Consider the following 6160-nt stretch of genomic DNA (forward strand, 5'->3'; position numbering starts at 1 on the left):
AGCCTGAATTCAACGAGCTCGGCCGCTCATACCTGGCCGGCATGCTGTCCGGGCTTCGCTCGACCGCGGGCCGCCGCGCCGGCGGGGTGCCCACCCTGCCGCCGAGCTCGTTGAATTCAGGCTTGGGTTGAGTTGCCACACCGAGCAATTCGCCGAGGGCGTCGACTTGTGACACGCTGATTTCTCGTACCTCCGTGGGCGCAGGTTCTGGTGTGTCGCTGGGGGGCGGCGCCTCGATTCCCGAAACAGGTGGTGAGACCACGACCTTCGTCAGCGTGACGGCGCAGGCCTTGAGTTCTGGTTGGTTCGAGATCGGATCGACCGCGTCGTTGGTGACGGCGTTGATCGACAGGTATTCGCCGAAGGCGTCGTTCCAGTGGAAGGGTGCGAAGCAGTTACCTGGACGCACCCGATCGCTGATGACGGCAGGCAGCACCGCACGGCCTCGGCGGGAAGCGATTTCGACCGGTTCGTCGTCGGCGATCTGAAGGCGGGCGGCGTCATCGGGGTGGATCTCGACGAACGGGGCCGGATTGAGCTTGTTGAGTTTGGCGACCTTGCCGGTCTTGGTCATGGTGTGCCATTGGTGCGGCAGACGACCGGTGTTCAGCAGGAACGGGTAGTCATCGTCGGGCATTTCGTCGGGCAGCAGGTGCGGGCGGGCGAAGAACACCGCACGGCCGGTCGCCGTGGGGAAGGCTAGCCGCGGCACGCTGCCATCCTCGCGGACCAGCCGCGTCTGGCTCACGCCATCGTTGAGATAGCGGATCGGATTGCGCTCGCCCGCACCTTCGGGGGCGCACGGCCACTGCAGCGGGCCCTGACGCAGTCGCTCATGGCTGACGCCGCGCAGGTCGTAGCCGGTCTTCGGGTTGGAGAACCGTTTGATTTCTTCGAAGACTTCCTCGGCGGAGTCGTAGCTGAACGCTTCCGAAAAGCCCATCTCGCAGGCGATCCGGGCGATGATCTGCCAGTCGGGCAGAGCTTGGCCGGGCGCCCGCATCGCCGGTTGGAACAACGTCATGGTGCGCTCGGAGTTGACCATGACCCCTTCGGACTCCGTCCATAGGGACGCGGGCAACAGCACGTCGGCGTATGAGCTGGTCTCGGTTTCGAAGAACGCGTCCTGGACCATCACAAATTCGGCGCGTTCCAGTCCGGCCAGCACGGTCTTTCGATTGGCAACTGAGGCAACGGGGTTGGTGCAGACGATCCAGCACGCCTTGATCTGCCCATCGGTCATCCGGGAGAACATGTCGATGGTGCCGCCGCCGACCTCGGTGCGCAGCGTTCCGCGGGGGATGCCCCACAGGTATTCGACGAACTCACGGTCGTCCTCCGACGCCACCGAACGCTGCCCGGGCAAACCCGGCCCCATGTAACCCATCTCACGACCGCCCATCGCGTTGGGTTGACCGGTGAGCGAGAAGGGCCCGCTCCCTGGCTTGCAGATCGCCCCGGTGGCCAGGTGCAGGTTGCAGAGCGCGTTGGTGTTCCAGGTGCCGTGGGTGCTCTGGTTGAGGCCCATCGTCCAGCAGCTCATGAAATTCGCGGCTTCGCCGATCATTCGAGCCGCTTTGCGGATGTCCCCTTCCGGTATGCCGGTCACCGCGCTGACCGTGTCGGGGGTGTACTGCTCCAAGAAACTGGGCATCACCTCCCATCCCTCGGTGAATTCGGTGATGAAATCGGGGTCAGTGTGCCCGTTTTCGACGATCAGGTGCAGCAGTCCGTTGAGCAGCGCCAGATCGGATCCCGGCGCGATCTGCAGGAACAGATCGGCCTTGTCGGCGGTCGCGGTGCGCCGCGGGTCGACGACGATCAGCTTTGCGCCGGCTTTGACCCGGTCCATCATGCGCAGGAACAGGATGGGATGGCAGTCGGCCATGTTGGCACCGACGACGAAGAAGACGTCGGCACTGTCGAAGTCCTGGTATGACCCGGGCGGCCCGTCCGCTCCCAATGAGAGCTTGTAACCACTACCCGCGCTGGCCATGCACAGCCGCGAGTTCGACTCGATCTGATTGGTGCCGATGAAGCCCTTGGTCAGCTTGTTCGCCAAGTACTGCGCCTCGATGGACATCTGGCCGGACACATACATCGCGAAGGCGTCCGCGCCGTGTTCATCGACGATTGCACGTAACCGCTTCGCGCACTGAGTGATCGCCCGGTCCATGTCGGTGGGCTCGAGTGGTTCGCCGCGGTCGGCCCGCGCATGCGCCGAGTCCATTCGGCCTGGCGCGCGAAGCATGTCCGCGGTGGTGGCGCCCTTGGTGCACAAGCGGCCGAAGTTCGCCGGATGTTCCTTATTCCCAACTGACTTAACGACGTGATCGCGACCCGTTTTCGGATCCGTTGTGATCTGCAACACCATGCCGCACCCGACGCCGCAGTAAGCGCACATGGTGTTCACGGCGTTGTCAGGCGCCATGGACTCCCTAGCCACGCTTTACGTCCCTCCGTCAAGTGCGTACGGTTAGCTCCGAACCGGGGTGAGTTGATTGTGGAGCAGGCATGTTTCGGCATCGCTGCCCGAAATTTCCCCCGGTTTACTTCTTCCTCTCAACGGCCAACGCGTCGGTGTGAAATCGCCCGGGGGAATTCACGGCTAAGAGTCGCGTTAGCGCAGGTCACCGTTGACCGCCTGTCTCGCTTGAGGCTACTCAGTACGTCCGTCGAAACGCCTCTCAGAACAGGGTTTTTGACCAAACCGATGGGACATTCACAGTGTTCGCTAAGCTCACCGCGTGCGTCGGCTCATTGTGATCTGTCTGGTTTTGCTGGCCTCCGGCTGCGGCTGGAAGCCCGCCGCGCCACCGCAGGGCCGGCCCGACACGTGCAAGGACTCCGACGGACCCACGGCCGACACGGTGCGCCGGGCCATCACCGCGGTTCCCATCGCCGTCCCGGGCACGATCTGGGTCGAGATGGGCAGGGGGCACACGCGAAACTGCCGGTTGTACTGGGTGCAGATCATCCCGACGATCGCCAGCGAGTCAACTCCGCAACAGCTGATCTTCTTCGACCACAACACGCCGCTCGGTAGTCCCACCTCGAACCCAAAGCCGTATACAACCGTGCTGCCGCCCTCGGATGACACCGTCACCGTTCAATACCAGTGGCAGAAGGGAAACGATCAGCTGTGCTGTCCCACCGGTATCGGGACGGTCAAGTTCCGGATCGGCCCGGATGGCAAGCTGCAAACCCTTGGCAAGGTTCCGAACCAGTAACATTCTCGCGCGAGGCCGGGCCTCGACGAGATCGCCGAGCAGGCCGTCAGCTGGTGGTGGTTTCGGCCAGGTTCTCCGGGTGCAGCATCTCGACGTAACGCAGCCGCTCCGGGACCCCGAACCCGTCGACAAGCGTCTCGGCGTGCGGGCGCAGCGCGCGACACCGGTCGTTGATGCCCCGGGTGACGGCCTTGGCGCGTTCGGTGGATAGGTAGCGGTGTTCGATGTACCAGGCCTTATCGTCCTCGATGACTGACAGCGCGTACAGGTCGCACAAGATGCCGAGTAGTTCGCGGGCCTGCTCGTCGGGGCACGCGTCGATCCCGGCGACGAACGCCTCCAGGATGACGCGATCGATGTGCGCGCTGGCTGCATGCAACACGTGATCCTGCACCGAGTTGAACGCGTCGAATGCCGACATCTCTTTGGATTTGGCCTGTAGCCGCCGGGCCACGGACGCCAGCAGATACTCCTCGCGATCCTCGAACATCTTGATCTGGGTGCCGCGGTTGAAGAGGCTGCCCTCTTCTTCGCTGTCTTGTCGGGAATCCACGATGGTTTGGATAATCGCTTCTGCCGCAGTACGTTTCACGACGCGTTCCCCAACGGTGTTGGCGGCAAAGCGCACCCATTCGACCGGACTCATGCTCTTGATGTCGTCGGCGTAGGCCGTCAGCAATTCCTTGGCCACCAATTGGGTCAGCACGTGGTTGTCGCCCTCGAACGTGGTGAAAACGTCGGTGTCGCCCCGTAGCCCGATCAGCCTGTTCTCGGCCATGTAGCCGGCGCCACCACACGCCTCGCGGGACTCCTGGATCGCCCGACTCGCATGCCAGGTGTTGGCCGCCTTCAGCCCGGCGGCACGCGCTTCGAGTTCGCGCTGTTCGTCGGCGTCGGGCGCGTCAGCGCTCTGCACGTCATGACACTTGCCCACCAATTCGTTCTGCGCGAACTGCAACGCGTAGGACTTCGCGATCAACGGAAACAGCCGCCGCTGGTGCACCAGGTAATCCATGATCAGCACTTCGGATTCGTCATCGGGCGCGCTGAACTGCCTGCGCTGCAACGCATACCGGGTGGCGATGTCCAGTGCCACGCGGCCGGCGGCGCCGGCGCTGCCGCCCACCGTGATCCGGCCGCGGACCAGGGTGCCCAGCATGGTGAAGAACCGGCGGTTCGGGTTGTCGATCGGCGAACTGTACGTGCCGTCTTCCGCGACGTCGCCGTATTTGTTCAGCAGGTTGACCCGCGGGACGCGGACATGGTCGAACACGATGCGGCCATTGTCGACCCCGGGCAGCCCGCCCTTGTATTCGCAATCCGAGGTGGTGATCCCGGGCAGGTCGTTGCCGTCCTCGTCACGGATCGGGACCAGGACGCAGTGCACACCGTGATTGACCGGCTTGCCATCCTCCGTGGTGATCAGCTGCGCGAAAACCGCTGCCATGGTAGCGGTTTCGGCGGCGCCGCCGATGTAATCCTTGCGGGCCGACGGGGTGGGGGAGTCGATGACGAACTCTTGAGTCTTCGGGTCGTAGGTCGCGGTGGTCTCCAGTGACTGCACATCACTGCCGTGTCCGGTCTCGGTCATCGCGAAACAACCGCGCAACTCCAAACTGATGATCTTGGGCACGTACATCTCGTGGTGGCGCTCCGTGCCCAGGTTCTCCACGGCCCCGCCGAACAGCCCCCACTGCACGCCGGCCTTCACCATGAGCGACAGGTCCGACATCGCCAGCATCTCGATCATCGTGATCGCCGCACCGACGTCGCCGGTGCCGCCGTGTTCTTTCTTGAAACCGTCGGCCGCCGCGCCGAACGCTGCCATGATCCTCATCTGCTCCGCCACCTTGGTGCGGGCGATCACCGTGTTCGGTGTGTAGTGCGGGCGGAACAGGTCCTCGGTGAGCGTGTCGCGCATCCGGTTTCTGACGTCGCGCCAACGCCCGTCCAAGGCATTGCGCAGATAGTCGGCAGTGGTAGTCGTTTCAGGCGCCATAATCCGACACTAATGGGCGGTTCGCGTCGCGGCGAACAACTACGAAGTTCACGTCGGCGGACGGAACTTCGCGACCGCGTCAGCCCCCGGCGCCCGAGCTCAGCGCTGGCGCTGAGGGGCGCCGGGGCTCGCGATCGGGGGAGGGGTTGCGGCTCTTGCCGAGGGGCGACCGCAGCCGGTAGAGCGTGAAGCCGGCCGCGATGAGACCGAGTAGGACCAGTATCCCCATGTCGAACACCCACCAGCCGCTGTAGTGGGTCCACGTCACGGCGTCGGCGGCCAGCGAGTCGACCCGGCGCAGGTTCGCGGTTGACGCCGCGGCCGCGAAACCCCATTGGGCCGGGACGAACCAGCTGATCTGCTGCAGGCCCCAAACACTCACCAGCTGCACCAGGCTCCCGTTGAACAGCGCAGACGCCAGGATGACCGGAACCGCCAGCGGCAGGACCTCCCGCAGCGACTTGCCCAGCGACGACAGCGCGAGGCCGACGACCGCGGACACGATCGCCGTGACGGCCACACTCACGTAAAGCTCGACCGTGGCGTTGTGCAGCAAGACCGCGCTTCGTCCCGGCTCACCCTTGACCGCGATGACGATCGCCACCACGACGGCCGTCCAGATGGCCGCGGCCAAGCCATACACGATGATCTTGGCGGTCAGGTAGGCCGATGCGGTCAGACCGACCTCCTGCCCTCGCCGAAAGACGCGGCGTTCGGAAACCAGCGTGCGGATGGTCAGCGCCGTGCCGATGATCACCGCGGCGACGTTGAGGGCAGCCAGGATCTCGATGGCCTCGTGCGCGTTGGTGCTCCCCGGGTCGGGCCGCGTCAGGCCGGACTGACCAGGAATCAGTAGCGCCAACCCCGCCAATACGAACGGCAGGATCGCCAGGAATGCGAAGTAGATGCGATCGCCGGGGAGCAGGTGAGC

The 6160-nt window shown here is 64.4% G+C and carries 4 protein-coding genes; 1 reads left to right on the forward strand and 3 read right to left on the reverse strand.

Annotated elements, in window-relative coordinates:
* On the reverse strand, positions 1-2431 hold a 2431-nt coding region (locus tag A5652_RS25880; RefSeq protein ID WP_232001453.1), incomplete at its 3' end, for a molybdopterin oxidoreductase family protein.
* Between the two features lie 331 nt (positions 2432-2762).
* Between A5652_RS25880 and A5652_RS25885 the strand changes: the two genes are divergently transcribed.
* The gene (locus A5652_RS25885; RefSeq protein WP_067358764.1) at positions 2763-3230 is read left to right on the forward strand and encodes an LppP/LprE family lipoprotein; all 468 of its coding nucleotides are present in this window, start codon (positions 2763-2765) and stop codon (positions 3228-3230) included.
* A gap of 46 nt (positions 3231-3276) precedes the next feature.
* Here A5652_RS25885 and A5652_RS25890 read toward each other — a convergent pair whose 3' ends face one another.
* Positions 3277-5229 (reverse strand): acyl-CoA dehydrogenase, encoded by a 1953-nt coding sequence (locus tag A5652_RS25890; RefSeq protein ID WP_067358762.1) that lies wholly within the window; start codon positions 5227-5229, stop codon positions 3277-3279.
* 79 nt (positions 5230-5308) lie between these two features.
* The coding region (locus A5652_RS25895) for an ABC transporter permease (protein ID WP_156745539.1) at positions 5309-6160 on the reverse strand (852 nt) is incomplete at its 5' end.

Source organism: Mycobacterium sp. 1165178.9, assembly GCF_001673555.1.
Taxonomy (GTDB): domain Bacteria; phylum Actinomycetota; class Actinomycetes; order Mycobacteriales; family Mycobacteriaceae; genus Mycobacterium.

Coding starts and splice junctions, on each gene's coding strand:
- A5652_RS25890 (WP_067358762.1), bottom strand. CDS start 5,229: ATGGCGCCTGAAACGACTACCACTGCCGACTATCTGCGCAATGCCTTG.